The sequence below is a fragment of the Bacillus sp. SRB3LM genome (genome assembly GCF_015712745.1).
GTDB classification, from domain to species: Bacteria; Bacillota; Bacilli; order Bacillales; family Bacillaceae_G; genus Bacillus_A; species Bacillus_A thuringiensis_K.
Genome location: NZ_VWVQ01000002.1, coordinates 195,769 through 220,984 on the forward strand (window position 1 = coordinate 195,769; position 25,216 = coordinate 220,984).

The window sequence follows — 25,216 nt, forward strand, 5'->3', positions numbered from 1 at the left end:
CTTTAGATGACCTCCTTGTTGGTAAGTACAATTGTGCATTCGCAGTTGGTATGATGAGGTGGTATTTGTGTTCTCCAACCATCAGTTAAGAGGATTTCAGAAGAAGCGGATAAGCATGTCTTACAACAATTAGGTTTATGCTTAACATAAACCCTATCTTTTTTGGCTCTCTCCGCTGCTAATGCAACTCCATAGTTATAAGCTTCATAAGCAATTCGTTTCGCGATAAATCCAATACGATAACGATTAGCTGTAAATGCGTGACTAACATGAGCAACTGGTGTGTCCTTTTCATAACAAGCTGATACAGAACTTGTAATATCCTGTGTTAACTTCTTAAATGATTGGCTATGTTTCTCTAACGCGATCTCTACATCGCCCGGCTGTAATTTCGTTAGCTGATTTCCCATTTGGTTTAATCCTTCTTGGAATCCGTACAGGAATGAACGCTCTACGAATGGACGAGCCTTTTCATTAAATAGTTGAGTCACAAGACCAGTAGTAAATGCAGTTATGGTTTCAGTGTCCTGTTGATTAGAAACTCTATCTTGGACATCCTCCATTGCATCAGACCAGTATTTCTCCATCTTTTCAGTGAATGAACCAACTTGTAATGACTCAGACAAGTTAACCAGTTGAGCAGCCTCGGTCAATTTTGTGTTTTCTGAAACTGAAACACTCTTGTTTCTCGTCTCAGCTGTTTTAGGTTTACCTGGGCTTGTCTGTTTACCATGCTGATTCTCTGGCTGATCTTTGTTGTTACCTTGACTAGCGGCACCTTCACTATCTGAAGCAGTATTAGTTGCTGCACTAAACATATTTCCATATAGACGGGATTCATCTACTGTTATGTCTTTACCAAGTAACTGACGCATTTCTTCAAACGTAATTGTGTTTTGCATAAATAATTGAACAACATGATTTTCGCGTTTGATTTTTGCATCGAATTCAATCTCGTGGAATACAAAGTCCACTTCATCATCTGGATTTAAAATAGGGTCAAATCCACCTTCAAAAAGAAGCTCATTGATGATTGCGAACTTAGCAATATCAGCGAATGTTTTTTGGAAGTCTTTCACGGAGTCATTTAAATCTGAGGATTGATTATCAGATGTGGATTTATTAGCGGTATCCGAAATACCCATGATTGTGTCACTTACTCCTAAGCCGGAGAATACACGTTGACGGAAATACTTTAAGTATCCATTTGCATCGATAGCTTGTCCTTGTGAACCAACTACTTCAATGTTGTGACGCTCTGGAACAACTAAAGCTCCATCTACAGGAATGTTACGGATTTCTTCTCGAAGTGTTTCGATTTCTTCATCTGTGGCTTCAAAGCCCGGTTTATCGATACCGACTTTGTATAAATATAGAGGGAATAGGTTGCGGTAAATTAATCTTGCTACGTTCTCTTCAATTTGGCGAAGTAACTTAACATCATCTAAGGCATTGAAGATGAATGGTACACCGTAAGCACGACCACTTGGCTTGCGATAAGTAAAGTGGACTATATCTTCTGGTTTGTATTGAACACCTTCTCCACCACCACTACCTGCAGTTTCTTCATAAGCTAGAATCTTACCATTCTCATCACGACTTACTGTGATGTTTGGAGCAGCTAATGGGAAGTAACCTGCAATTGGTTGTTTACCTGTGTATCCTATAGCTGTAACACCAGTTGCTAATCCACCCGTCTTTGCACGAGCTTTTACAACATAAGCATTACCATAAAGGATTAGGTTGTCAGAAATCTCTTGTAGGAATGAATCTATACTTTGACCTGTTGCTTCTGACATTAGTTTTAATCGGGTCCATACATACTCAACTGCTTGATCGTTCTTCCCCGAAATCTCCCAACCATTTTTAAACATTAAGGCTGCATGTTTATCGACAGCTCTACGAATATAACTGTCCGTATAATAAGCACGTCCAATTTCCGCTAAATCAACTGGCGAATTTTCGAAGTCCCCTCCCCCACCTGCAGTTTTGATGGCTTGTCCTAAACGTTTAACTGCAATTTTCTTTGGGTCACGTTTAGTTGCGGAAGGTGCTTCATTAATAGTTCTTAATCGAACCCCTTTACGAATTCGTTCTATCATATTCAATTTAGTACACCTCTCTTATAGATACTCTAATACCAAAGAATAACCGGCTCTTGCATTTTCCTTGTTTAACGTTTTATCGATTTTCTCTTTTCTTACTTCGTATTCAGACATATACATTGCATACACATCTTGTAGGAATGAATCATACTGTCCCTGTACAAGACTTAATCCTCCAGCCATCTGATTTAGGAATGCTTCCACCCCAGGTGCTTTACTTGGAGATTCTAAATGTTGCAATGAGTCATACATGTTTAGATACATCTTGTTTCGAAGTTCGAACGCCATAAGTAATTCATCATGTGAGCGTTTTTTACGAGAAAGATTGTTAATGTTCTTCAATACATCTCGATATTGTTTTTTATCTTCGATTTGTTGATTAAGTTGTAGCTTCAAGGATAACTGCGTTAATTTGAGTAAATCGGTAAGCTGTTCTTTAGTAGAAGCTTGATTTTCTAATAAATTCATAACCCCTTCACTATCAATCTCGCTACCTAAAACTAATCCGGATTTAATAGAGTCGGAACAATCTTCCGAAGCTATAAGAAGGCCATCTACAAGAGAACTCATTTCATTAATTGTTTTTTCCTCACGTATCGCAATATCATAAGGTCGTTTTGCTTTTGTATACTCATCACTTGCTTTGAAGAACTCAGGAGAACCGTACTCTGTTCTAAGAGATTCATAGTATGTATCTTCATTGTTTTTATAAAGACGCGTTACTTGTCCAAACCATTCTTTTTGTTTCTTAACTGCCTCTTCGATTTGTTCAGTGAAATCCTTATTCTTCTCTGGTAAAGCAGGAATGTCACCATCAAGGTAATTCTTTAGAACTGTTTCTTTAAATAGGAAGTATCCTTCTTCTACTGTTGACTGCAACTCTTTTAGGTCTTCATAAAATTCAAGTTCCAAGTTACCTTCTACATCTTCTGCATATGAATGAACAATATCTTGAATAAGTGAGTTTGCAGGCGCTTCCGGATCTTCAAATGTTTTCTTGTATGTGTCAAAATCAATAAAACCATTGTTAGCTATACTTGGGTCAAAAGACGGTTGTGATTCGTAGATTTTTTCTAATTCTTCCTTAGAAAGAGGAATCTGTAAGTCTTTTATTTTCTTCTCAACGGAATCAATAAGCTCTTTAATCTGCTCCAATGTATCAACAAACTTGTCGTATTGTTTAGCAGGTTTTTCTTCAGGAACAAACAAGCCGTCTTCTTCCAGTTCTTTTGGATCTTCTCCGATAACTTCTTCTGTTTGTAAATGCACGGTGAACGGTTTATTTGGTTCGTACTTTACTCGTGGTCTGTACTCTATAACGGAACGTTCTAATTCGGTATCTATTTCAACTTTCTTTCCTAAAACTTCATCCATATTGTTATCCTCCTTTTATTAAAAAAGACGACAGGCCCATTGCGGATACCTGTCGCCCTTTATTACCACCCTCCGCGGGAAGGCATATTCATGTTAGTGCCACGTCTACCCCAACCAAAACCTTGGGTAGCTCTCTGTCTTACTTTTGTTGTTTTGGATTTTTGTCTTAACTCGGAATCACTAGAACTAGTTGCACGTTCCTGTTGTTTAAACGGATCGGTAAATGTTTTCTTTACCTTAGCTATTGTCTTAGCGTTTGGTTTATTAATAACAGTTGCAGCTAAATCAGGTTTCTCATTGATAAATCCTAGTAAGCTAAACATCAATCCATCTAAAGCATGTTCGTCTACGTCTGTGAATGTAGGTTCACCTGTTTTCGGACTATAACGAGTTACTTGGTAGTTTGTCATTTGTCGTGCTAGTGTTTCGTCTTTTTCACGGTGAGGGATTCGAAGCTGTCCACGCTCAAGCATTAAATTAGTTTGGTTAACAATAAACGCTTTTAATGGCTTCTTCTCAAATTCTCTACTATGTGGATCTCGTACCATTTGTGAACTACCTAAGTGAACACGTTTAACTTTATCACCTAGTTCTTTACGTAAAAGCTCAATTTGGTATTCGCCGGCTCCTGCATCTGCATAGATGCCAAAAGGATTGTATATCTCATCTAACTCAATAATCTTCTTAACCGCGATATCATATGTAAATTCCCCTTTAGGGATTTCAATACGGTTAATAACCTGGAATCGTCCAAATGATGCTTCTGTTTCTCCAAGTTCTGGCCTTGGACGACGAACCTCAAAGGGATTGTATTGGGTAACAACAATCTGTGTAGAGGCGCCTGCTTTATCCCAGTCTACGCCGATAGCAATAGGACCATCATGAGTTGGTGATGTAGTGTAGTTGTAACCAATGCTTGAAGCTTCGTCAACGTAATCCTTGTTGAACACCCCAACCATCTCTGTACCAAACTCCGCAAGTACCTCATGCTCATAAGCAGCTTCGGAGAATAGTTTGCGTAATTCACGTTCCATCTTAGGTCCCCACTCAGGGTTAACCATTGTTGGGAAGTAGAATTCCGCCCAACCTTCTGACTCAGTACGGTTATATGACCGCATATCATAAACGTTGTTTTTATTCATTTTTACATCTTGGTTAAGCTTCATTTGAGTACATGTTTTGTAGAACATCCCTCTTCGACCTGTTGGAGTTGATGCAATCATACACCCAATTCGGTCAGGTGCTTCGTTGACGATGGCAAAGATAGATTCGAAATCTTTGTCGCCCATGTAGTCAACCTCATCCATGTATAGCCAATCTGCACGTTGTCCACGAAGAGATCCACCCTCTGAACCAGAACGTGTACCCGCTGTGAATAAACGGATTACGGAACCATTTTTAAATTCAATTACATAAGGGTTTTTGGTGATAGATTTAATGGATTCTTGTAAAACGGGGTTATTATCAATGAAGGTTTTTAATTGGTCAAAGATTAATCGGGCTTGGTTATCATAAGGGGTCGCGACAACGCAGGCTGCTCCTTTTGTCATTCTTGTTCCACCGTTACATGTAAATGCTACCCATAACATATGAGCACACATTGTCCATGTATTATGTACAAGGATATCTTCAACTACTAAGTTATGAGTCTCTGGAACGAAAACATCATAAGTTTGTCTCTTACCTAGGGGAATGATCTCTACTACTTCCTCCCATAATACATGAGAGTTAATTAAGTCATGTAGCATTGCAGACTGTAAGTTCTCTGCATATACACGAGCATTACTTAAAGAGATACCTTTTTCTGTACGGTAGCGGCGGTTACCCTTTCCAACTACTTCAGCTTTCTTGATTCCTTTAGCAATACGTTCTTCTTCAATGTATTTCCATACTTCTTTAGGGAGTGTTGGTTCAGAAGAGTTCATTTCAAGTGCGCGTTGCTGAATTTCTTCATAATTGCGCTCTGGTGTAGCTAAGTGTTCGAGGAATAATAAAATTGAGGAACGGTGGTAGATCATAAGGTGGTAATAAACGGAGTCATTCATTTCTTTTTGAAGTAAATTCGCTTGGATACCAAAACGTAGAAGTAAGTGTTTTAGGTCTAATGCGAATTGTCGATTCTTCGTAGCATATCCAATTTCACAGATACGGCCAGCAAAGAACCATCCACCTGCAGAATACAGACTTCCTAAGAAGAATGCTAAATGTTCTCTATCTAACTCGTAGATAAATGAAGGAATCTTTTTCGCTTCTATTTCTCTATAAAACTCGAAGCTACTAAAGTTCATTAAATAGATTGTCGCCTTCTTATGACGCTCACGATATGTTCTAATACCAAGTGCCTCACAGGACTCCTGTAACGTCTCTCTGACGCCTTCATAACGCGCTTGGAAGCTAATGCTATCCTTGTTAAAACGGCCCGCAGCGAGCATGTACGCAAGGATACGGAGCTTGTTTTTATCGACTTGTTTTGTTCCGTATACAGGTAAGAATTTAGGTGTAGCGATACTTTCACCGATGCGAAGTGCATCTACTTCTTTCCATCCATCTACTGTTAATACTGGATGGTTTCCTGTAAGAACAACTCGTGCTCCATGTTTTGTTACAACAGCGAATGTGTCTTTTACACCATTATCTTCAATAAAGAAGGCTTCGCTATTTTCTAACTTGTAGGATTCATTCAATGTTAATAGTGGTGTAGCGCTACCGTTAACCTGAGCCTTATAAAGCTCTCCTACCGATTGGTATTCTCCCGTATTCGGGTTGATGATTCGTTGATTTTCTTCTATACATTTACCGATACGACGACCACAACGTAAAACTTTACGATGATGCGGATGTCGAAGGATTTGCTCTTGATACCAACGTGGTTTTTCTCCTAAGTGATGCTCTGTCCACTTAACAGGATCACGGATAATTTCGAGCATTTCCTGGTCATACTTAGTAAATTTGCTCATACTTCTATTCTCCTTTTAATATCTTCTAGATGCGTAAGGGTTTAATATCTTAGCTTCTCCGCCAAGCGCACTCCTTGCATTCATCTTGCTTCCTTGAATGGCTTGTACAGCTGCCTGTCTCATAGTTTGGGCTCTTTGTGTATCTACATAGTTACCGCCTACTCTATTGTTTGTTGCATACTGTGCATTCCACCATTGTTTCTTTTGATGATTGAATTGCTGTAAGCCCCAATAGCCCTCTTGCGCCATGCTTGCAATAGTTACTCCCGTAAACAGTACAGGGTTTGAAGCGGCTAAAGCCCCGGTAACACCTGCTTTCATTACAGATGTACCTAAGTCATCGCCACCATATAAGTTCATTGCAGTATCAGCTCCGAATGCAAGACCACCAGCTGTAGCAAGTTTCTTACCACCCTTAGACCCTACTGCTTTCAATACACTAGAAACTGCTTTTAGTGCCATCTAACTACCCCCTTCTATTATTGTGAAGTCCAAATACGATACTACCATCAGCATTTAGGTTTTTAGGAGCACGTTCTTGTCCTACGCCGTCATACATCATGACGTCCGGCGCACCAATCTCCTGATAGTTATTCATAGTTGCTAGTCTAAGAGGTTCTACCGTCTTATGTTCAAACCCTAACTTAGCTTGATTAATAGCAAGATAACCTCCACCGACAGCCATAACATGTTTTGGATTTAATTTTTTACCAGTGTAGAAATTGCTCAATGATTTTTCTTTGTTCTTTGTATCAACAACAGCACTCTTAATAATGTTCTTTGGAGCGTTTTTAACTCCATTAGCAATTGTTTTAGGACTGTTTTTAACACTATGAGCAGCCATCTTTGTGCCGATTTTTGTATTTTGAACACCTATCTTAGTAAGGTTTTTGACTGAATTTAAAATAGCCATTGTCTACCTCCTATTTATTAGAAGCCATATATCTTGCTTAGTGACTGATCCATTTGCTTTGCTTCCAACACACGTCTTAATTGGTTAGACATTCCATTCTTCTGAAGAGATGCGTGTCCCGCTGGTGTGTGGGCCTTATACACTTGATTAGTCATAGAACCTATGTGTTTAAGATTACCCTTTATAGAGCCCGCATTAGCCTTTGTAGCGACTTTTAAACCTTGGTATCCTGCACCTGCAAAAGCACCTCTAATTGCACCTGTTTTAGCTGCTTCCCACGGATCGTCACCTTGCAAGTAACCAATTCCACCATGAACAGCTGCAGAAGTAACTGATGATTGGAATGCACCTATACCTGCTTTTCTTAGTGCACCTTCTTGTTTAAAACCCTCGATTCCTGAACCAAGTAGAGTTTTTGCAGTAGCACCTATACGACCAAGAAATTTATCGTTTGGAGTAACACCTTTTAGGGCTTCTTTTGAACCTGCTACTCGCTGTCTTGTCTCTCTAGCTGACTTACTTTTTCTTGCTGCTTCTTTCCTAGATTGAATTTGTTCCGGAGTTGCATTTCTAAGACTTCCTTTATTCTTAGAACCTACTCCCGCTCTTGCTTGTTGTCTTGCTGCACGAATTTTATCTCGTGGCGCAGTAGCCTTAGATATCATGTCGTCCATCAAGTTTGTTGAGCTAGAAGGAACGAAATTAGGAGTTCGTGCAATAGGACCTTCTACTGTTCTTGTTACACCTTTAACTGGTGATGTCATACGCTCTAGCAGTTCAGGACTATTATTGATCTTCCTGCTTACTGCATTCATTACTTTTTCTGCGCTTTTATGCCATCTTGCCATAAACTACACCGCCTTAATTAAATTTAGCGTTGCCCATTTTGTGATGACCTGTTCTTGCTTCAAATAGGTCAAATACGACTTCTCCTTGATTTATGTTTCCATATGAATACTTCTTGTTCTTATCTTTCTGCTTCTTCATTTTTTGTTTAAGACGATATTCTTGTTCTCTCTTAATCTTTTCTGCATCATGGCTCTCACCCATGCGTTGCCCTACATCTAAAATCGTAGCAGCACCAACAGCGTACATACCCATTTTCATAGCAGTACCAAGCTTATTACCTGAAAGTAGCATCTTACTTCCTTTGCTCACTTTCTTAATAGCTTCTTTTCCTACATCAGAAATCTCACCTTTTACTAGGTCTTGCACGGTTTGAGTTTTCATCAAGTGTTCTGCACCATAAGCTAGACCACCAACTAAAGCTCCTGTCTTGATTCCTTTTCCTGCAGAAGTAATTAAATCATCTTCTTCTCCATCAATAATAGATTTAGCTATTCCAAAACCGACAGCACCCATTGCAATCTTTGACCTATTCTTTTGTAGAAACTTAGAGGTAGCAAAAGTGTCAATTACATGCTCTTTAGCAGTCATAGATACCACCTACTTTCCGTGTATGATAAAAATGATTCGACTAAGCGCCGCTATCCAGAGCGTTATCAAACGTCTTCGACAATTGATTCCTCGCACTGGGGAAAAATCGCCCCCAGCACGATTAATACAATTCTAAAAGCTTTTTTGCCAAGGCTGAAATTATTCCCCAACCTCGTCGAACTCTGCATCGAATATCTGTCCAGGCTCCATAGTGGATGCAATTTGAGACATTAACTGAGATGCATAAGTACTTGGGTCCAATGTAAGAGTTAATCTATCTCCTGCTTTATCAGAACGAGTAGAGTGCATCAATTGAAGAACTTTATGTTTCTTCGTCATAATCTTCTCTTTATACTCAGCTGCCTTAGATATTTGAGGGGCTGTTATCTCCTGACCGTTATCCGTTACACTAACTACTACGTCTTCGATGAAATCACCTTGCATAGCAATTTTGTTCTCTGCTCTGAATAACTGAACATCGTAATCTACTAAGTCTTTAATCAAACTCATATCAACTACGTCATCATCAGCAACATGGAATTCCTTTTGGTATTCATCAACACGTTTCATAATTAGTCCAATTTCTAAAGGACAACGAGAACCACTAGGATCCATTCCTCCATCAAGTAACGGACAAACACTTGCATAAGGACAACTCTCTCCTTGGCATAGCATAGGAACAGAAGCATATAATCCATGTTTTGTGTTGTAAATCTCCATAGACTGATTGATCATTCCTCTTGTCTCATTGGACACTTTCCAAGTAGAAGGTAATACTAATTCATTTGTAGCTCTAACCTTTAACTGTTCAGGTGTTTCTACTTCTATCTGACGTAACTCTTCCATACGTTTTTCTACAGACATTTTACCGCCCTCCTTTTCTCCTGACTGGTTCTCTTTATTGTTAAGCTACTTCTTCCCAGTCTTCTGCTAGTAGGTCTGCTTGACTTGCTAACCAACCTGGTTGCCATTTCTTTTCAGCAGTGAACATTGCAATGTAAGGTTGTGAATCTAAATCTACACCTTGTCCTAGATGTTTAGATGTACGTCCATTCACTACACCTGCTTCTAGGAATAATGAAGGCATTAGTACAATCCACATTCCTTTACCATTCCAACCATTACGTGCTACTTTCTTTCCTTCTTTTAATGAGATCAATGCTTGTCCGAAATCCATTGTGATTCCTCCTGTATGTGTTTTATTTGAGTGGATGTTATATCGAGGTTTTTAAGTGCGGTTCATTTTGAAAAGATTAAAACATGTAAGAGCACTGATTACTTCCCACGCTCTTCTCTTCTGACTTAATGCCTAAAATGTTCCTTCATGTTCAAGGTAAGCTACAATGTCAGCGATTCTTTTAAGCGCATCTTTAGTAGCGTAATAGACACCTAGTTCATAGTCGTACTCATCTGGATTCACACAAGCTGATTGTCCAACTACTTCAAATCCATTGTTCATTTGAAGACAAACAACCGTAGTCTTTAGTCCCACCCTTGCTGACTCCTGACTCTTCACCCAATGATCAAGTAGGTCTTGTTCAAATCGTTCATACATAAGTCCTTCCATGTGCTCGCCCTCCTTTCCTGACTTCAGCCATAACCTAACCAATTTGTCACATTTTCTCAATCAAATACTGTTGCCTTCATCACCGGCTCGTTTATTCCTGACTGTAGGCACAAATAAAAAGAAGGTAGTCGTCCGCTGTTGGGCTGTGCCCTACGGATAACCGCCTTCTTTCTTCCTGACTTGATGCCCTATATAGGCTGGATTTTTTTATATTTTTTGAGGCGCAAGGTGGTATATATGGGTTGTACTTGGTGGACTTTCGATGGCCACCCCCTACTACCGACCCGCAAATATAGGTCTAGCTCCTGACCAATTAAATGAGAGCATATGAAAGGAATTATCATGACTAACACTACTACTCAACTAACTGTAAAAGAACTATTTGAAAAACAAGGTAACGAGTATACTGCATATCCAGATTGCATGGAAGCAGAAGCTTTAGATGTATTAACTGATTTATTCATGACTTTAAAGGATGCAATGAACTATAGCATGGGTATGGAACTAAGAAGATCTAGCTACTTCACTGTTGATGTAGTAACAGGTGATATCGATGTAGAAGGTCAGCCTTACGGTTTAGAGTCTAATCTAAAGGATGAGCCTGATTTTGCATCTCTATTTGAAAGTGATGTTATCGGTAAGGCAATTACTTCACCTGCAGTAGATGAGACTTCTGCTGCAGACATCAATATTGATTCATATGTACAAGAAACAGATCTTAACGAAAACACTAAGGGAGAGATTACTATGACAACAACTACTAACACAACTGTAAACAACACAACTAAAGGAGAGATTAAAATGACAAACAAAACAGTAGTATTCACAGCAGGTAACTTACAGGTAGTACAAAACGCTTCAGGACAAATCGCTAAAGCATTATTCGGTATGGGTGTAAAGGCTCCATTATTCTCACAATTCATTGGTACTGATGCAACTGCATTAACTGTAGATGCTCGTCGTAACAAATTCGTAGTAACTAAAGAAGATGGTACTGAAGTATCTATCCAGTTCTCTTCTGCTACTGGTAAGCAAGTAATCGACTACTTAATGGTAGTTATGCCTGGTCTATTCCCTAAGTTCATGGAATCTCCAGAGTTTAAAGCATTAGAGAAGTTAAACTTAAAAGGCCGTCTTACTGCTAAGGCTAAAGTACACGGTAAGAAGACTCGTGAGACTGTATTAATGGCAGCATTAAACATGGGTGATATCTATGTAGCATCTAGTGGTGAAGTACTAGGTAAATTAGTAGACTTCGATGTAGAGGAATTAATGGAGAATGTAATGGTTCAAGTAGGAAAAGACGACAACAAGAAAGTAGTTCTACGTGATGGTGTTCGCTTCTACATTGCTAAGGATACTAATGTAAGCAATCTAACTAATGTTAACTCTCTATTCCAAAAGATGTCTGGTAGCTTAGCGGCTTACCGTTTTGCAATGGCTAAAGGTAAAAAGACTCAAACAATCAATGTTGTTAAAGAGTATAGCAAAGATGGTATGACTCTATCTATTAAAGAACCACAAAAAGCAGTTGTTCTTGATGAAATGTGTACATTTGATGGTTCTGCTTCTCTTCCATTTGGCGAAGAAGTAAACGGCGCGGTATTAAAAGCGGTATTCTCTGAAGTATCTGTATTACACCGTGAAGATGGTCAATTAGAAATCGGTTCTATTGTATCTGAAGAGAAAACATTCTCTTACAAAACGTATGCTAAATCTATGTCTCAAGCTCGTTCTAATGGTGCTGTTGGTTTCAAAACTCTTGAAGATGTAATCACTTACTTCTTAGGAACTGGTCAAGATGAGCGCGCTTATGGTAAAAAGCACAAAATTAATAAAGAAGAAACTGGATACAGTGTAATGGATGTTGCTAAGTCTTACAAACGTTTCATGTTAGCAGGTTCTAACGGTCTTAAAGCTGATAAAGGTTTATTAAGCACATTCAGCCACAACCACACAGTTGAGTACATCCCATCTGGATCTGGTAAAACAATTGGTGAAATTAAGCCAGCTTACATCATTATCACAAACAATAATGGTGATAAAATCACGATTGCTCTAGTTGATGATTTCACTGCTCAAATCGCAATGGATCAAGATTTCATGTTAAACGTATTAAATAAAGATAATGCATTTGTAGGTGTTGAGAAGTTCAATAACTGGGATAACGAAGATGCTGTTAAAGAACTTCTATTCCGTAACCTTACAGATGGACAAGGATGGCACAATAACCGTATTACTGAAGGTTTACGTTCTGCAGGCGTAATCAACAGCTTTGATGCATTCCAATTACGTATTTCTAATGCTGTTAAAGGTGCTTCATACGAGTTCAACCCTATCTGTGACTTATTCGATGCTGACATTATCCTAACTGAAGGTATGGTAAAATCAGAAGATATCTTAGCTGATATCCAAGAAAACGGATTCCAATTATTCGTAGTTGGACAACGTAAAGATGGTAACGATGGTATCTGGGTTGCATCTCAAGCTACACAACAAATGGGATTAACTGTTGAAGAATTAAAACAAGGTGTTACAAACAGCGTTGATTTCGTGAAGAATTCTATTGAAGAGAAAATGACTTCTGATATCTTAACAATGCTTAATGCTGCTGAAGAAGAAGCAGAAACAGAATTCGCGGCGGTTGATTATGTACGTCTTGCTCAAGAGTTCGGTGACATTCTTGATGAGCAATACATCAAAGATGAGATTGTTGGTTTAGGAGTTAAGAAGCTTAACAAATTATTAGATTCTAAACTATTCACTACTCAAGCTCGTACTCGTTACATGTTCACAGATGTATTCGCTATCTACAATGCTGCTAAAGATGGTCGTTACACTGCAACTAAAGAAGATGCTGTATTAGGTGCTTACGAAGTAGTTGCTCCATCTAAGAAAGATGACAAGTTCTTCTTAGAAACTGGTAAAGCATTATCTGTTCGTTTCCCTGTTACAGTTACTCATGAGATTCCAGTTGTAACTGCTGTTCAATCTGCTGAGTATGCTAAGTTTGTTGAACAAGGTTTATGGCAAGGTGTTACGTTCTTCGATGCTTTCTCTTGGGTTGTTGCACAACAAGCTGGTGCTGACCATGATGGTGATACTTCAATCATTATCTTCGATGAGTTAATGGTTAACGCTCGTATCCGTAAAGAAGTTGAGTTATACGGTAACCAAGCTGTACTTCCATTCGTTGATGCTTATGTTAAATACGAGAATGGTGTTGCTGTTGAATTCGCTACAGGTTGCCCTACTTACGTAACTGAAGCTGCAAAAGCTAAAGAAGTAAAACCTGAGTTAAAAGATATGAATGGATTTGATGTAGTAGGAAATAAAGTATTCTTTAATCCTGATGAAATGACAGGTTCTCGCCGTCATGATTTCTTAGAAGTAGTTGCTGAACTATCTCAACAAATCACTGTTGATACAATCGAAGCAAGCTTAATTGGTCAAATTGCTAACCGTGCAATGATCTTAACTGACCTTCTTTCTCGTTCAGTATTAAATGCTGCTCAACGTGCGGAAGTTGAAGCTGACTTACTTGCTTTATGTACTGCTGGCCGTTGGGAAATTGACCGCCCTAAACACGGTGGAGCTTACCTAGAAATGAAGAAAATGAAAGAGTTATTCGCTAACTTCGAAGGTCGTTTCTTTGAGGAAGCAGAATTAGAATTAACAAATGAAGCTAAATTTGCATTACTTGTTGAAGAGAAAAAAGTGTACGCTAATATCTTTAGCCCAGTTGTTCATCAAGATAAAGTATCAGGTCAACCTGTAATCATTGGTTTCGAAGTTAAGAAGCCACAATGGTTAGCTTCTCAGAAAGATGAGTTTGGTATTGTTAACAATGATAGCTCTTATGAAATGGTGTTCAATCATGCAGAAGAATCTATCGTAGCTTTATGTGAGAAGTTCCAATCAGGTCACAGCAATACTGCTAAGAATGAAATCCGTACTCGTATTGTTCAACACATGGAAGTTGCTCCACAATCAATGGATGCAGTGAAGTACTATGTTGCTAACCTATACAATGCTTACACTCAAAAAGAGAATGTTCGCGCGGCTGCTGAGAAAGAGTTTGTGATGCAAGCTGAAGCAGAACTTAAAGAAGCTGGTGTATTCCGTAAGAAAAACATGCAATCTCTAACTAAAGCGAAGAAGACTGCTAAGATTCGTGCTAATTACGATGCTGCTTTATCTCAATACAAAATGGCTCGTGACTTATACAAAGCAGAACTTCGTAAAGAAATGTATGCAACTGCAAAAGAATTAGGTTTAGATGTTCGTCAATTAGTTGGTGCTCTATACCTATTAGTTAACGAAGCAAAAACAAATGGTAAAGCTGCTTACCGTAAAGATGGCCGCGAATATCGTTTCGTAGCATCTAACGGTTTCATTGCTTTACCATTCGAAGTGTTTGCGGAAGAAATGAATTCTCTGATCTCTGGAAAAGTTTCTGAGACTTATTTCGTACCACAAGATATTACATTCACTCTTTTACAATCTAGCTTAGTTGAGAAAGTTGCAGCACCAACTGCAGTTTCTAACCAAGTAAAAGTTCGTGTTATGAACCCGGTTGCAAAAGTAGCGAATAAAACTGTTTCTGTTAACCGTAACGTTCGCGTTGCGATTAAACCAGAACAACAGCAAGATTCTGTTCGCCTTGTAATGTACTTCTTAAACAAAGATGCACAAGTTACTGACGCTATGGCAGTTACTCGTGAAGATGCAGCATACATGGGGTTTGCACCAACAAACTTCAGCATGGCTGGTATCTATGAAATCCCTGTTACAGAAATCGCATTTGGCGAAGAAGGAACGACGGCAATCGTTCGCTTCTAATAATTAAAACAATCATTTGGGTAGTGGAGTTAATCCGCTACCCTTTTATTTTATCAGATAAAGGGAGAGAAATGAATATGAATAACAATGAAATCATTGCAATGTATATGAACACATTAAACCAACAAGCACAGGCTCTTAACCAACAGACGCAAGCTTTACAACAAGGCTTAACTTGGATGCAACAATCAAATACTGCACCTGTTCAACAAGAACAGTCTGTAGATGTTAATACATTAGTGCAACAACAAATAGATGCTATGATGCCAGAGTTAATGAAACAAGCGGCGGCAGCTGTACAACATACAAATGAAATGCCAGCACCATTCATTCCTCCACAACCAGTAGTGGAAGATATCGTAGAAGATCCTGCACCACAAGAATATGTACTTGGCAACAAACAGTATGACTTATATGTTCGTATTGATAAACCATGTGAAGGATGTCCATTCGCATCTTCTTGTGACTTAAAAGCATCTCACATTGCACAAGAGTGTGGAATCATGAACATGAAAGAAGCAGCTGTTAATGCAGGTGTTATGGATATAAAGATCGAGGTAAACGAACAAACAATGACTACATCTTATCTTGTTTATAAAGATGGTCAATTTATCGGTTCTCTTGCTGACAATAGAGAGAACAAAACAATTCGTGCTGAATTAGAAAAATATATGGGTCACACTGTTCGTGTATTAACTCATTTAAAGAAGAATGTTCCTAACTCTACTTTCACTGGATTATACGCGGAGATCTTAGAAGTAGTTGAAGAAGTAAAACAAGCTCGACCAGTTCAATCTATTGTGCCAGTACCATCAATGTTTGATGAATCAATTCTTATTCCAACAGTTGAATACCCAGAACCACCTACACAACCAGAAGCAGCAACACTAGACTTAGGTGACATCGTTCTACCAATTTAACAGAGCGGGGATTATTCCCCTGCTCTTTTTCTTTTATATAGACAGATAAAAATTAAAGACTTAAAACTAAAAAGCCAATTATAAGGAGAGATTTCGATATGACTAAAATTATGACAAGAGAAGATTTAAGAATGCACCTACAAGCACAGATTAACGGGGAGAGTATTAAGCAAGTTCCTAAACCTGTAGATACTGTAACTGTAGCAGAAGATATTGTAGATAGTCCTAAACCTGTATTCAATGTGGATCAAACTACTGAACCTGTTCAACCAAATAAACGTAAGAAGAAAAGAGATATTGTATTAACACCTAGTCAACAATCAGTAGTTAGCAAGATTAAGAGATGGTACTCTACTACTCATGGTTATGGAAAGTTTGAGTTAGCAGGATTCGCTGGTGTAGGTAAATCTACTGTTGTTGACTTTATCTTAGAGGAGCTTGGAATTAGAGCGGACCAAGTTCGTATGTGTGCACCAACTGGTACTGCTTCTCTTGTATTAAAAGAAAAGACACCTGGATACTCTTGCTCTACTCTACATAGATTATTCTTTGTCCCTGAGTTAATGAAAGATGGACGTACTCGCTTTGTTCCGTCTGCAGAAAACTTATATGGTGTAAGACTAATCATTGGTGATGAGTTCTCTATGACAGGTAGACGTATGGCTGAAGAGATTCTTCCTATGGCTAAGAAAGCTGGATGCAAAGTATTAATCGTTGGAGATCCAGGTCAGCTCCCTCCTGTTAAGGATGAAGAGTACTTCTTTGTTAATCCAGATGCAATTCTTACTGAAGTATTACGCCAAGCTGCAGATAATCCAATCGTTGCTTTATCAATGGCTATTCGTCAGGCTACAGAGAATGGTGCACCATATATCTTCCCTAATAGAGATCAGAACATTAATGGGAAAGTATTTGTTATTAACCGTAGCAGAGTGTCTATTGCTCAATATGCAAAGGTAGTTTCTAATGGCGGTGTTGTTATTGCTGGTATGAATAAAACTCGTCAAAGTTTAAACCAAGCTATTCGTACACATCTAGGCTTTAATGAACCAGTTCTTATGGATGGTGAAACTGTTGTAATTAAAGAGAACATTGATGGTGGTAATAATGGAGAGATTCAAGTCACTAACGGTATGCGCGGTACAGTATCTGAAATTAAGAAACTAAACAACGGAAATACTAAATTCAAGTTTACCCCTGAAGCATTTGATGGGTATCGTTACATTGAAGTAAACGAGGATGTATTGTTTGAGAGAAAGACAGCTTCTGAGATTCGCAAGAAGAACAAGGAGCTTAGAGTTCAAGGTAAACGTGAGATCCCAGTAGGTGTAGAAGTTCAGTTCGGATATGTTATTACTGGACATGCATCTCAAGGTTCACAATGGAAGACTGTGTATGTAATTAATGAAAGTGGAGTATTTAATCGTGGAGCTGATGGATATAAGAATGCTAACAGATGGTTATACACTGTAGTTACACGAGCAGTAGAAAACTTAGTAATTATTAGATGATTTATAGGAGTGGGGGGTCTTCCCTGCTCCTGTTTTTATATGTGCGTTTATATAAAGAACGTAGATATAAGGACGGGATTTACCCGGGCCTTCGGCCGGGGCTGTTGCCCACTGCTAACGCATTGGTCAACCGTATAGGTGCTAACGCACCCTCACTAACGTTCAGGCTAACGCCTATACTTCCGCCTATGAAATGTAGAGCGGGATTCTTTAACTGGACGTGCCCTCGTAATGGATAGGGGCTAACGCCCTATCCGATAGTGATTAAAAGAATAGTTTGGATTAAGAACTGGACGTATGGTTCTGTACCCAAAAGGATAACTCCTTTACCTTTCTTGAGGTAATGATTCCTCTAATTAAATACAGAGTACGCAAAAGTTTAAATGTACTACTCAAGGGGCTAACTCCCCTACCTTTTTTGATTTACAAATTTTAATTATGAAATGGAGAGATTTTATTATGACAACTCAACAATTTGCACAACCACAATACGGACAACAGTTTGGACAACAACCACAATTTGGTCAACAGCAACAGAAGCAGTCTGACCCGTTCTGGTATCGTCAAAATAGTAGTTATCTGTATGGTGTAACAAACGCACCAAGCAATATGCAGTTAGGTATTGAGAATATCTCATTGAAACCTGCATCTGCTAACCAAGTGCCTCATGGCATTATGTTCAATGGTTTATTGCGTTCTGTATTGGGTACCCTTTCATTCCAAGTTCGTATGAGTCCTCGTACACAAGCACCATTCGTACAGACTATCTCAACTGAAAATGGAGTAGACCCACAAACAGGTCAGAAGAACTATTGGGAGCACATTAACTTAAATCCACAAGTTAAAGCTCAAATTCTTCGTTTTGCTGAAGCGATGTTGACTGGACAAGCTCCAATGCAACAACCACAGCAACAATTCGGAATGCAACAACCGCAACAACAATTTGGTATGCCAATGCAACAGCCTATGAATCAAGGTATGTATGGTATGCCAATGCAACAACAGTTTGGTATGCAACCGCAACAGCAAATGCCTATGCAACAGCAACCAATGCAGTTCCCGCAGTATCAACAACAACCTGCTTATCAGCCACCTGCTCCTCAGGATATGGCACAACAAACTGAACAGCCTGCTCAACAAGAGCAACCAGTTGAAACAGGGGATAAAGTTGAGCCACAAATTAAAGAAGATGATTTACCAATCTAAGAGAGAAGGTATCCCCTTTTCTCTTTTTTATTTACACAAAAACTAAAATCCGAAAGGTGAGAATCCATCATGTTAGAAATCACAACGAACGAAAATTCTATTTACCTTGCAAAAGAAGAAACAAAAGGTTTAGTTGCTGTAGTAGCCAGAAAGATTGAGGAAGGTATTATCGAAATCACTTATTTCTGTAATGGCGTAACGAAGGTACTTAAATCTGCAAGTCTTCTAGCATCACGTATGATTGCTGGTCTTATGGAGGCGGACTATGCAGAAGTAGATAAAGCGGTCAGAGGTGTTGCTTAATGCAAAAAGGCTTTGAAGGCATCATGATGTCCAATGTCTGGAACGGTCTTCGAATAAAGAAAGAAAAAAATATAAAGAATATGCCCTTACATGTATTACGTGTAGATGGAGGCAGTGAAAAAGTCGTGTTCCAAGACGTAGAGGAATTTGACTTTCCTAATGAATACACACTAGTGGGAACATGCACCATTAATAATCGGGAACACACATTTGAATATATAGCCAAATACGGCAGGCAGAACTCTACGGTGATAGGGTTCTTGCCTGTAGACGAAAGGAAGTTATCGTAATGAAGATTAACACTAGAGAATGGTTCGCAATGTCAAAAGAGGAACGACTTCTTTGCATTCGCTTAACTGTAGCAGACAATATCTTGGCTCAACGTAAACGTCGAAGAGGCTAATGTCCTCTTCTTTTTTTGTATTCAATTTTAATTAAACTTAAGGAGAGATTTTATCATGTTAGAAATTCAACAATCAGTTTGGTACCGCACAGTAAACGTACCAGTAAGAGCATACAACAAAGAATTCGGTTTAAACGACATCAAGGTGTATCCTGCAAATGATTTGCAAAGAGCACACGGTATTGTCTGCAATTGTATTCTGTATTTAGTAAGTGGTTCTATTCGTGTCACTATTGCAGAATCAAAGAATAATCCAGGAACAATTTATTTAGTTACACCTGGGCAGACTCCATTTGAAACACAAGGTAACGTACAATACTACGAGAATGTTCAGCTCAAGTATGAGTTGAAAGCACAAATATTAAAGTATATTGAATCGTTAACGAAGCAGGTTTAATCCCCTGCTTCTTTTTTTATCACAATTAAATAGGAAGATGAGGTCAAAATTCATGAGTACCTTATTCGACAGATACACAAAGTTCGAAAGTAAGATTGATAACAACAAAGATATTTGTATCAACATTGATGGTATACCAACAGTGATTGAGTATTCCTACCATTCTATTAAACGCAGTAAGCACCGTGTTGTATTTGAGAGTGCAGTCATAATGATGATTCAGAATGCGTTTGATGACATATTAGATTTACACAACGATGAGAGATTTATCGTAATCGACAAAGAGCTATGCATCTCTGTCATTGGTTCATTAAGAGGAGTTGGAGGTGACATCATAATCAGTATTGTTTCTGTTATAGATTCTGATCAGCCTACCAATCCTTATGGTACATACACTATTGCAATTTAAGGAGAGATAGTCATGGAAGGTAACAGTTGGCTTTTATTTATTGGGATGTTATTTACGTTTGCTTTATTTATTCGTGTTTGTATCACAGGTGTTAAGACTGCTGGTGATACTCCTACTCGTACAGAGAAGAAGAAAGTTGATTCTAAGTTTGAACGAGTGAATCAAGTAGAAGGTATTCTATATGCTGATGATATAAAAATTAAGACATTCAACATCGGTGAGCTTGCAGTTGATAACGTTACAGTCAAGTTGTATAACCACGTAGGTAAACCTGTACAGCCGACTGATATTATCTTCAATGGTCAATCTATATATGCTTTTGCCCCAGTTGGGACATCTTATCGTGAGAAAGCAGAATATGCTATCCAAGTATTAAAGAACAATGCTAATCAAGGTGCATTGTCTTTCCATACAGTGGATGAGATTGAGCATATCTTAATTGAAGTAGATAACCTGAACGACTACATCAATGACGGCAAGGTTTCTCAAATCAGCAATGATACTGAAGACTTTGTTTGGGTAGGCTAACGCCTACTCCCATTTTGTGTATTAACAATAACTAGAACGGGGAGATTTAATCATGAATAACTTATATGGACAATTTCAATCAGACGTACAGGGTGCAGCTAACAATATGATGACTCAATTACTATGTGCAGAGAAAGGCATCGACTATAACCAGTTAATGCAACAAGCTCAAATGGCACATGTAAATGGTATCTTACAAGCTGAACAACAACGTCAAATGGCGAACTTAGTAAAACGTCATTATCAAGGAAACAGTGGTTCTATTGTTTCTAAGATTAAAGATATGTTTGTATCGGAACCTGCACCGAACATGTTCATGCCTATGGCTCCTATTCCTGGTATGCAACCAATGATGCAGAATCCTATGCAACCACAACAAGGGATGACTCCTCAACAGGTGTCGTCCTTTTTAGTTCCACCAACTCAACCTACTGTAGAAGAAATCCCATTAGAGGATAACTCTCGTATTGAAAAGCTTGAGAAGAACATGGAGCAAATGATGCAACAGATGACTCAATTTATGATGGCTATGCAACAGCCACAACAAACAGTGGTACAACCTGCACCACAACTATAAGAGGGGATCACTCCCCTCCCCTTTTTTAAATATAGGACTAACGACGTCCATTTTGATTTTGACTATCTCCCCTTAGTCAAATGTAGAACTACCGACGTCCATGTCCTATATCACATCTACGACTGCATTACAAGTCTAGACATTACCTGATCAGATGGTTAGGTTTAGTCGTCTATTTTAACCGGAACAATATGAACCACAGGAAGAGGATTACGTGAAGCAATTTTCAACGAGACTATCCATTATCAAAGTAGATGACAGTTCCTACTATATCGGACTGCAATTCTATCACTCTGATACATGGATGACATTCAAGCACATATCTCATCGCTACTCTTCACATGACGAAGCTGCGGCATCCTATGAAAAACTCGAACGCCTTGGTTACATGGATCCCGCTCTATATAGTCATGAGCTATATAAGTAGCGTTGGGGCGTTAGCCCCAGACTCTGATACTTACTATATAGGAGGAAACACACATGAAGAACTCACCACTTAATCCGGGGTTTACCCCTGCTCACTCAGAAGCTTATGCAATGACATCATACATGAACGACGTAGTTGTAGTCGGACTCAATCACTATACAAAGAAATACTTAGCTTTCGTAATCGAAGGTGACATCGAGATGGATGCAGTCGTGAACTTACGCAGCCCCTATCTAGAACTATTCGTACCGGAAGAATTAATCGAAACAGGAAACTCGTTAGCTTGGTTGTCGAAGGATGAACTACCGACGCCCATCTTCTATGCAGACAAACTGATCCCTGCATGTATCTAATTTTATTCACTAAGGAGAGATTATTATTATGCCAACATTCATCGTTAACATTTACGAACGCAGCTGGGCCTTCACTAAGTACGAAGTCATCTATATAGATACCGACGGTACCGTCACTCGAAAAGAACGACGTGTCATCAACTGGGTCAAGAATCCGAAAGAAGCAGCTTACCGTCGCGCGCAAAAGATGGTCGAAGACTGGCAACTGTCAGCCAATGTAGCCAATGCTTTCGTTACCTATATAGTAGACAAAAAACCTGCTGTAGCTGTCTAGGAGGGGCTTTTTCAAATTAGGCTAAAACACCACCTCTCGATGGGGGTGAAGCGGGTCTCCGCCCCTTTTAAGCCTTCTGAATGCCATAGGTTTTAGTGGTGGTCTATCCCCTCTCCTACCTGTCTATCAATCTAAAGTATGTGATTCTCCCTATATAGTAGACGTCTATATAGAGGTGTGTGTCTCTGTCTATATAGCAGTAGATAAAGAGAATGTCTATATAGTAGATACACATAATCATAGGGTAATAGTCTAAGTGTTTGTCATATATAGAGAAGTACAAACGCAGTCATATCAAGGGTTTGGAGGTTATCAATTGAGAGAATGGTATTGGTATGTCTATATAGTAATGCTGTCTATGGCAGTGTTAACAGTCTTTATAGCTATTGGTCTACTGTCCTATATAGAGTTGTCTTCATAGGTCTATATAGTAGTAGATGTGTAGTTCTATATAGTCGTTATGTCATAGTGTTATGTCTATATAGGTATGTATATATGAGTCTATATAGTGGGTTATATAGAGAAAGAAGAAGCAGTGAATTTGTTTCCGGGGAATTTTCCCGCCCACTATATAATATATATCATTTCGGTATTTTTCGGTCGATTTCACAAAAAAGTTTAGGAGCTGATTGGTTATGAAGTGGCTATATAAAAAAGAAGAACATATGACTAGGTTTTTCGGTACTAGATGGAATAGTCGTTTTTCCTTAAAGCGCTGGCATAAAACCGGTTTAGGTAAACGTGGTCTATATTTCTATCAAGGATATATGGAACTGCAAATTGGTAATTGGGTGTTACGTTATAGAAATAATAAATAGAGCAATCAATCTATAAGGAGAGATTACTATGTTGGAAGTTTACATAGGTTCTGCACAGCATGAGAAAGTAGCTGCTATGGTGCAGGTCTTTATTAATGTTTATACAGGTGAACATGTAGATGTAAAAGAGTTAGAAGGTCGTGTCTTACATCATACATTCACTGATTCATGTGGAAGACAAGTCATGATGTTTAGGAGGAAGTAATATGGATGACGTTCAAAAGTTTATATCTAAGAATCAACATCAGTTTGGCTATGTCATGCAAGTAGCTAGTGAACAATGGAAGAAGAAAGATCCAGTTGGTGCTTTAACTGTTGGTCCTTGTAATTACTATATAGAGAAACACGGTGACTATCATACAGTACTTGATAAGTTACAAAGTAATGAAACGGCGGCGATGAAACAATTAGTTAAATGTGTTGAGACGTTACAACAGATTCGGTTTATATGTGACAGAGCAACTGCTACTCATATTGAAAAGAAAGATATAGATGACATCTTAGAATTACTTAAAGGAAATGTGTAAAGGAGTTGTTATGTAGTGACTATTGTTAAGGTAATTATTCAACCTAGCTTTGGTTCGTTTAAGCCTAAGAGGGATTTTCAAAGGCTTATAGATAAAGTAGGTATACCTTTATGGAATATTGCCGGCCGCGTTAATTCAGCTTATGTAAAGTTTGTTGAAGAGAACTCTGACGACAATGGTATTTTGCAAGGCAAAGATGCTTGGTCTTATCTTAAGGTTACAAAAGTTGATACTTCTAGACCTTGGATGATAAACGATTATGATGGATCAGAATCCATTAAGTATGTTGACTATAAAGTTGTTAACAAACAATTAAACTATGTCCAATTCATATCATAGGAGGAACAGTCATGGTACTAACATATGCAGAAGAAATTGAACTACGATATCTATTCTTAAAAGGTTTTACATACTTAGTTCGTAATGAAATCGGATCAGTAAATGTATTCGTTAATAAGCCACATCGAGATAAAGAAACAAACTATATCCCTCATGGTAAAACAAGAGGTGGTTATGATATGTGGATTGAAACTAAAACTCCTATACCTATGGAAGAACAACGTAGATGCAGAGCTGTTGAATTAGGAGAGTACAAGTTTGTTACTTGGAAGTCTGAACCCATCTTAATATCTGATCTATTAAGTGTAGATAAAGAAAAAGAAGTGTATGTGTTACTATCCGACGGAGATGGAACTATGCGCTCGACGGATACACCATTCGGAGTTGCAGTTAAAACTGAAGATGAAGCGAAGCGTTTTGTTTCAGAAGGTAATTGTGGATATAGCCAATCTTATGAGAAGCTAACTGTCTTTGACGATAAAGATGAAGCTATTCATTTTGCATTTAATAAGGAGCGATAGAATATGAAATTCAGAAACTATAAGCAACTATTAACGGAACTAAATAAAACCAAGCAAGTTATCCTTACTATTAGCCTATGGACATACAACAGCAAAAGAATGGTCTTTAAAGTTCCATTCGAACAAATTAAGAATTGCTTAGATGAGGATATGGTATTCGGCTACTCTGAAAAGGTACTTAAGTTCACTGCTTTGAATGGTCAAGAGTTTAAGTCTCGATTAAATAAACTACGGATATCTAAGATTGATTCTGTAGAAGTTGTGGAACGTAAGCCTATGTCATTCGGAGAAATCGAGGAATTAGTTAAGTCTATCCGTAACGATGTTAAACAAGGTGCTTATGATCCGGAAGAGATTCTCCTGCTTTGCGATAAAGTTAGTGAAGTATTAGAAGAAAACTTAACTCTATGGTGTCAAAATGGTGGACTACAAAAGGCGCTGAAGATTGCTCAAATATGATTAAGTTTATCAAACGTCTTATATGTAAACACAAAGGTCATAATTGGGA

28 protein-coding genes are annotated in these 25,216 nt (G+C 38.5%); 18 read left to right on the top strand and 10 right to left on the bottom strand.

Going from position 1 to position 25,216, the window contains the following annotated elements; genetic code table 11:
- Positions 1-2: 2 nt before the first annotated feature.
- From F3I02_RS01120 to F3I02_RS01165, 10 genes are all read right to left on the bottom strand, one after another.
- A complete protein-coding gene (locus F3I02_RS01120; RefSeq protein ID WP_196477464.1) occupies positions 3-2,102 on the bottom strand; it encodes a phage portal protein in 2,100 nt (699 codons plus the stop codon).
- A 21-nt stretch (positions 2,103-2,123) separates the two neighbouring features.
- Positions 2,124-3,479: a hypothetical protein gene (locus F3I02_RS01125; protein ID WP_196477418.1), complete on the bottom strand. Its 1,356-nt coding sequence runs from the start codon at positions 3,477-3,479 to the stop codon at positions 2,124-2,126.
- A 62-nt stretch (positions 3,480-3,541) separates the two neighbouring features.
- Positions 3,542-6,436, bottom strand: coding sequence for an LAGLIDADG family homing endonuclease (locus F3I02_RS01130; RefSeq protein WP_196477419.1), 2,895 nt, complete (start codon positions 6,434-6,436; stop codon positions 3,542-3,544).
- Between the two features lie 15 nt (positions 6,437-6,451).
- Positions 6,452-6,898, bottom strand: a complete 447-nt coding sequence (locus F3I02_RS01135; RefSeq protein WP_196477420.1) for a hypothetical protein — start codon at positions 6,896-6,898, stop codon at positions 6,452-6,454.
- Between the two features lie 4 nt (positions 6,899-6,902).
- Entirely contained in the window at positions 6,903-7,349 is a 447-nt protein-coding gene (locus F3I02_RS01140; protein WP_196477421.1) for a hypothetical protein, read from the bottom strand.
- 17 nt (positions 7,350-7,366) lie between these two features.
- Entirely contained in the window at positions 7,367-8,197 is an 831-nt protein-coding gene (locus tag F3I02_RS01145; protein ID WP_196477422.1) for a hypothetical protein, read from the bottom strand.
- A 13-nt stretch (positions 8,198-8,210) separates the two neighbouring features.
- A complete protein-coding gene (locus tag F3I02_RS01150) occupies positions 8,211-8,786 on the bottom strand; it encodes a hypothetical protein (protein WP_230876744.1) in 576 nt (191 codons plus the stop codon).
- A gap of 159 nt (positions 8,787-8,945) precedes the next feature.
- Positions 8,946-9,650 carry a hypothetical protein gene (locus tag F3I02_RS01155; RefSeq protein ID WP_196477424.1) on the bottom strand — a complete coding sequence of 235 codons (705 nt, stop codon included), beginning with the start codon at positions 9,648-9,650 and terminating at the stop codon, positions 8,946-8,948.
- Positions 9,651-9,690: 40 nt separating this feature from the next.
- On the bottom strand, positions 9,691-9,963 hold the full coding sequence (locus F3I02_RS01160; protein WP_085782822.1) for a DUF2829 domain-containing protein: 273 nt from the start codon (positions 9,961-9,963) through the stop codon (positions 9,691-9,693).
- A gap of 132 nt (positions 9,964-10,095) precedes the next feature.
- Positions 10,096-10,353 (bottom strand): Gp49 family protein, encoded by a 258-nt coding sequence (locus F3I02_RS01165; RefSeq protein WP_085782821.1) that lies wholly within the window; start codon positions 10,351-10,353, stop codon positions 10,096-10,098.
- Between the two features lie 327 nt (positions 10,354-10,680).
- Between F3I02_RS01165 and F3I02_RS01170 the strand changes: the two genes are divergently transcribed.
- The 18 genes from F3I02_RS01170 (at position 10,681) to F3I02_RS01255 (ending at position 25,167) form a co-directional block, all read left to right on the top strand.
- Complete coding sequence (locus F3I02_RS01170; RefSeq protein ID WP_230876745.1) at positions 10,681-15,195, top strand: hypothetical protein; 4,515 nt, start codon at positions 10,681-10,683, stop codon at positions 15,193-15,195.
- A 77-nt stretch (positions 15,196-15,272) separates the two neighbouring features.
- Positions 15,273-16,115 carry a hypothetical protein gene (locus F3I02_RS01175; RefSeq protein WP_196477425.1) on the top strand — a complete coding sequence of 281 codons (843 nt, stop codon included), beginning with the start codon at positions 15,273-15,275 and terminating at the stop codon, positions 16,113-16,115.
- Positions 16,116-16,213: 98 nt separating this feature from the next.
- A complete protein-coding gene (locus F3I02_RS01180) occupies positions 16,214-17,626 on the top strand; it encodes an ATP-dependent DNA helicase (protein WP_230876746.1) in 1,413 nt (470 codons plus the stop codon).
- 459 nt (positions 17,627-18,085) lie between these two features.
- Positions 18,086-18,832, top strand: coding sequence for a hypothetical protein (locus F3I02_RS01185; RefSeq protein ID WP_230876747.1), 747 nt, complete (start codon positions 18,086-18,088; stop codon positions 18,830-18,832).
- Positions 18,833-18,901: 69 nt separating this feature from the next.
- Complete coding sequence (locus tag F3I02_RS01190) at positions 18,902-19,135, top strand: hypothetical protein (protein WP_098265236.1); 234 nt, start codon at positions 18,902-18,904, stop codon at positions 19,133-19,135.
- The gene (locus F3I02_RS01195; RefSeq protein WP_196477427.1) at positions 19,135-19,425 is read left to right on the top strand and encodes a hypothetical protein; all 291 of its coding nucleotides are present in this window, start codon (positions 19,135-19,137) and stop codon (positions 19,423-19,425) included. The genes F3I02_RS01190 and F3I02_RS01195 overlap by 1 nt, the downstream gene beginning before the upstream one ends.
- 168 nt (positions 19,426-19,593) lie before the next feature.
- Positions 19,594-19,935: a cupin domain-containing protein gene (locus tag F3I02_RS01200; protein ID WP_196477428.1), complete on the top strand. Its 342-nt coding sequence runs from the start codon at positions 19,594-19,596 to the stop codon at positions 19,933-19,935.
- Between the two features lie 52 nt (positions 19,936-19,987).
- A complete protein-coding gene (locus F3I02_RS01205; protein ID WP_196477429.1) occupies positions 19,988-20,344 on the top strand; it encodes a hypothetical protein in 357 nt (118 codons plus the stop codon).
- Between the two features lie 12 nt (positions 20,345-20,356).
- Positions 20,357-20,872, top strand: coding sequence for a hypothetical protein (locus F3I02_RS01210; RefSeq protein WP_196477430.1), 516 nt, complete (start codon positions 20,357-20,359; stop codon positions 20,870-20,872).
- Between the two features lie 52 nt (positions 20,873-20,924).
- Positions 20,925-21,449: a hypothetical protein gene (locus F3I02_RS01215; RefSeq protein WP_196477431.1), complete on the top strand. Its 525-nt coding sequence runs from the start codon at positions 20,925-20,927 to the stop codon at positions 21,447-21,449.
- A 537-nt stretch (positions 21,450-21,986) separates the two neighbouring features.
- Positions 21,987-22,229 carry a hypothetical protein gene (locus F3I02_RS01220; protein ID WP_196477432.1) on the top strand — a complete coding sequence of 81 codons (243 nt, stop codon included), beginning with the start codon at positions 21,987-21,989 and terminating at the stop codon, positions 22,227-22,229.
- A gap of 28 nt (positions 22,230-22,257) precedes the next feature.
- The gene (locus F3I02_RS01225; protein ID WP_196477433.1) at positions 22,258-22,503 is read left to right on the top strand and encodes a hypothetical protein; all 246 of its coding nucleotides are present in this window, start codon (positions 22,258-22,260) and stop codon (positions 22,501-22,503) included.
- A gap of 635 nt (positions 22,504-23,138) precedes the next feature.
- Positions 23,139-23,321 carry a hypothetical protein gene (locus F3I02_RS01230; protein WP_196477434.1) on the top strand — a complete coding sequence of 61 codons (183 nt, stop codon included), beginning with the start codon at positions 23,139-23,141 and terminating at the stop codon, positions 23,319-23,321.
- 28 nt (positions 23,322-23,349) lie between these two features.
- Positions 23,350-23,526, top strand: a complete 177-nt coding sequence (locus F3I02_RS01235; RefSeq protein WP_003310273.1) for a hypothetical protein — start codon at positions 23,350-23,352, stop codon at positions 23,524-23,526.
- A 1-nt stretch (position 23,527) separates the two neighbouring features.
- Complete coding sequence (locus tag F3I02_RS01240) at positions 23,528-23,848, top strand: hypothetical protein (protein ID WP_196477435.1); 321 nt, start codon at positions 23,528-23,530, stop codon at positions 23,846-23,848.
- Between the two features lie 15 nt (positions 23,849-23,863).
- Entirely contained in the window at positions 23,864-24,187 is a 324-nt protein-coding gene (locus F3I02_RS01245) for a hypothetical protein (protein WP_196477436.1), read from the top strand.
- 11 nt (positions 24,188-24,198) lie between these two features.
- Positions 24,199-24,708, top strand: coding sequence for a hypothetical protein (locus tag F3I02_RS01250; RefSeq protein WP_196477437.1), 510 nt, complete (start codon positions 24,199-24,201; stop codon positions 24,706-24,708).
- A 3-nt stretch (positions 24,709-24,711) separates the two neighbouring features.
- A complete protein-coding gene (locus F3I02_RS01255; RefSeq protein WP_196477438.1) occupies positions 24,712-25,167 on the top strand; it encodes a hypothetical protein in 456 nt (151 codons plus the stop codon).
- The last annotated feature ends 49 nt before the right edge of the window (positions 25,168-25,216 follow it).